The sequence below is a fragment of the Thiothrix subterranea genome, assembly GCF_016772315.1.
In the GTDB taxonomy this organism is placed as follows: Bacteria; Pseudomonadota; Gammaproteobacteria; order Thiotrichales; family Thiotrichaceae; genus Thiothrix; species Thiothrix subterranea.
Genome location: NZ_CP053485.1, coordinates 1 through 2,180 on the forward strand (window position 1 = coordinate 1; position 2,180 = coordinate 2,180).

The window sequence follows — 2,180 nt, forward strand, 5'->3', positions numbered from 1 at the left end:
GATACTACTACATACTACAGAATACAGATTTTGATTCCTGTTACGGAATTCAAAAAAAACCCGCCAAACGGCGGGAAGGTCAAGGAGCTGACTAGGAGTTTTATTCTACTGCCATGAAATGGGTGCAGCCTCTCACACGGTCGCTGCGTCTGCTCCGTCAACTACGCCCGCCGCCGCGCCCGTGCTAACGAGGCTGTATCCATTGGCTGTATGCCGGTAAAACAATTCTATGTAGGGAAGATCATCAAGCGGTTCATCTTCGAGTTCTTCGGGAACTTCCACACCACGGAACGCACCACCCGAAAATAAAAGCCGCCTTGCTCTCAACACGTCCCAAGCGTGGATATTCTCCAAGGGCTTCAGGTCGGAAAACTTCACCGCATACTTGAACACTTCCAAGAAATCTAATTCGGGTTCGTCTGGATGCTTGGCAGCGGTAACATTCAGGACGTGACTATCACCCGTGATTTCCTTCCATTCGGATTGAAGAGCGGCATAATCAAACGTCGTGGTATGTAACACCATAATGTGTGCGTGAGGATGCCAGCCGGTTTCCTTCACTTCACGAAAGCCGTTATCCTTGGTTACTTCATAAGTACCCACGTAACCGTGAATCTTTCTGAATTCAGTCTTACCTCTGCCTTTCTTCAAGTAATCGCGGCGACGTTCAAAAATACGAGCAACAGACTTTTGCAAATGCTTGAAACGCTCTTCCAGGTCATCGCCATTCTTTACCGTCAGGGTAATCATGGAGAGTTTCCAAGTCGGATTTTGAGCCATGATGAAGCGGTAACGCTTCAAATAAGCATCAAGCGTTTTTGCACCACGACGGATAGCGCAAAGCGGGCATATCAAATGCTGCTTGCAGAACGCGGCTTTATGCAATCGGGTCTTGCCCACGGTGTAGTACTGCCTGAATGCAAGGTAGTTACCACAATCTACCAACCGGACAGCACCGGCACGGTAACGCGCCGCCGTGAAATCATCCGCAGGTTGCAAGATTTTGAGCGTTTCAAGGTTTACCAAGGCGCGTTGTTTTGCGCTATGATAACGGGCAAGGCGAGCGTGTAGCTTGCCGGTTTCATCAGAGCCTCTGGATACCTCTTCCGCCAAGTTGACAGTATCTAGGGGCTTTTTCGTTTTCGTGGTCATCGGTTTTTTCCTCCCGTGTCCCCACTTTGTTTCTATGTATAAATATATAAGTCCCCCATCCCCTACCCTTCACCCCCCCTGCCTCACGTTGGGGGGGATTCGGGCAGGGTTGGGGAACGACTTAATAACCTAACGGACTCTTCACAGCGGAATTGTTAAGCGGGCTTTTAATAACAGGTGTCTCTAAATGGGGTGTGGAACGCTCAGAATTGATCTGTGAGCCTTTCGGGATGAAATAGACTATGGAACCCTTAGCGGGTGACAAAAAGCCAATAGGAACGCTTACACGCTGTTTAAGATAGGGCGAAAAATCCAAACCATCTGGAATAGTGAGGGTGATGATGTCTTCACGAGTGCCACCACCCATAACCGGAAGTTCTCCCAAAATTTGCACCTTGTTGGAATCGGGCCTTTGTTCGCCGGTTGTCTTATCAACCGAGCCGGGTTGCTTGAAAACGTTACGTACTTCACCAGTGACTAAAAACATACTCATTTGGGGTTATCCTCTGTTTGGGTGAAAAGATCAGGTTGTTCTTCCTTCAAATCCGCAGCCATTTGGCTAACTTTTGCGATTTCTTCTAAAACTAATTGCTTCAATTCTGTTATGCCTTTCGTGTTCTTTTTTTTTGCAGTCTTCAAGGCTTTTGATACTGCATTCATGGTTGGATACATCTCACGCAAAAGATCAGCGGCAACCGTGGCGGGCGGTTTGCCTATGAACTCCGCATAACCAACGAGAGCATCAAATTCCTCAATGGCAAGGCTAACCATGAAACGATGGTTATATTTTCGTGTTTGCTCAGTCATTGTGACTACCTTTTAAGCGTGTTTAGGGTTATCAATAAGTATTCAGACTAGTACCTAATCTGTATTTTTGCAACACTTTTTAAGATGCCTTCGGCGACCCTTCGGGGACGTTCGCCACGTGGCAGAGGGGCAGGCGGGCGCTACGCTACTTCTGCCCCTCATGCCTAAGCGTATTTCTTTAGTGAGCTGTAACGGGCTTTAGCTTGTTCTCCCGTTGGTCG

At 47.9% G+C, this 2,180-nt stretch carries 3 protein-coding genes; all 3 read right to left on the bottom strand.

The window, feature by feature from the left end:
- Positions 1 to 132: 132 nt before the first annotated feature.
- The 3 genes from HMY34_RS20070 to HMY34_RS20080 all read right to left on the bottom strand — a co-directional run bounded on the left by HMY34_RS20070 (position 133) and on the right by HMY34_RS20080 (position 1,959).
- Positions 133 to 1,152 carry a protein rep gene (locus tag HMY34_RS20070; RefSeq protein ID WP_202719321.1) on the bottom strand — a complete coding sequence of 340 codons (1,020 nt, stop codon included), beginning with the start codon at positions 1,150 to 1,152 and terminating at the stop codon, positions 133 to 135.
- Between the two features lie 121 nt (positions 1,153 to 1,273).
- The gene (locus tag HMY34_RS20075; protein WP_202719322.1) at positions 1,274 to 1,645 is read right to left on the bottom strand and encodes a hypothetical protein; all 372 of its coding nucleotides are present in this window, start codon (positions 1,643 to 1,645) and stop codon (positions 1,274 to 1,276) included.
- A complete protein-coding gene (locus HMY34_RS20080; protein ID WP_202719323.1) occupies positions 1,642 to 1,959 on the bottom strand; it encodes a hypothetical protein in 318 nt (105 codons plus the stop codon). Before HMY34_RS20080 ends, HMY34_RS20075 begins: the two co-directional genes overlap by 4 nt.
- Between the last annotated feature and the right edge of the window lie 221 nt (positions 1,960 to 2,180).

Coding starts and splice junctions, on each gene's coding strand:
- HMY34_RS20070 (WP_202719321.1), bottom strand. CDS start 1,152: ATGACCACGAAAACGAAAAAGCCCCTAGATACTGTCAACTTGGCGGAA.
- HMY34_RS20080 (WP_202719323.1), bottom strand. CDS start 1,959: ATGACTGAGCAAACACGAAAATATAACCATCGTTTCATGGTTAGCCTT.
- HMY34_RS20075 (WP_202719322.1), bottom strand. CDS start 1,645: ATGAGTATGTTTTTAGTCACTGGTGAAGTACGTAACGTTTTCAAGCAA.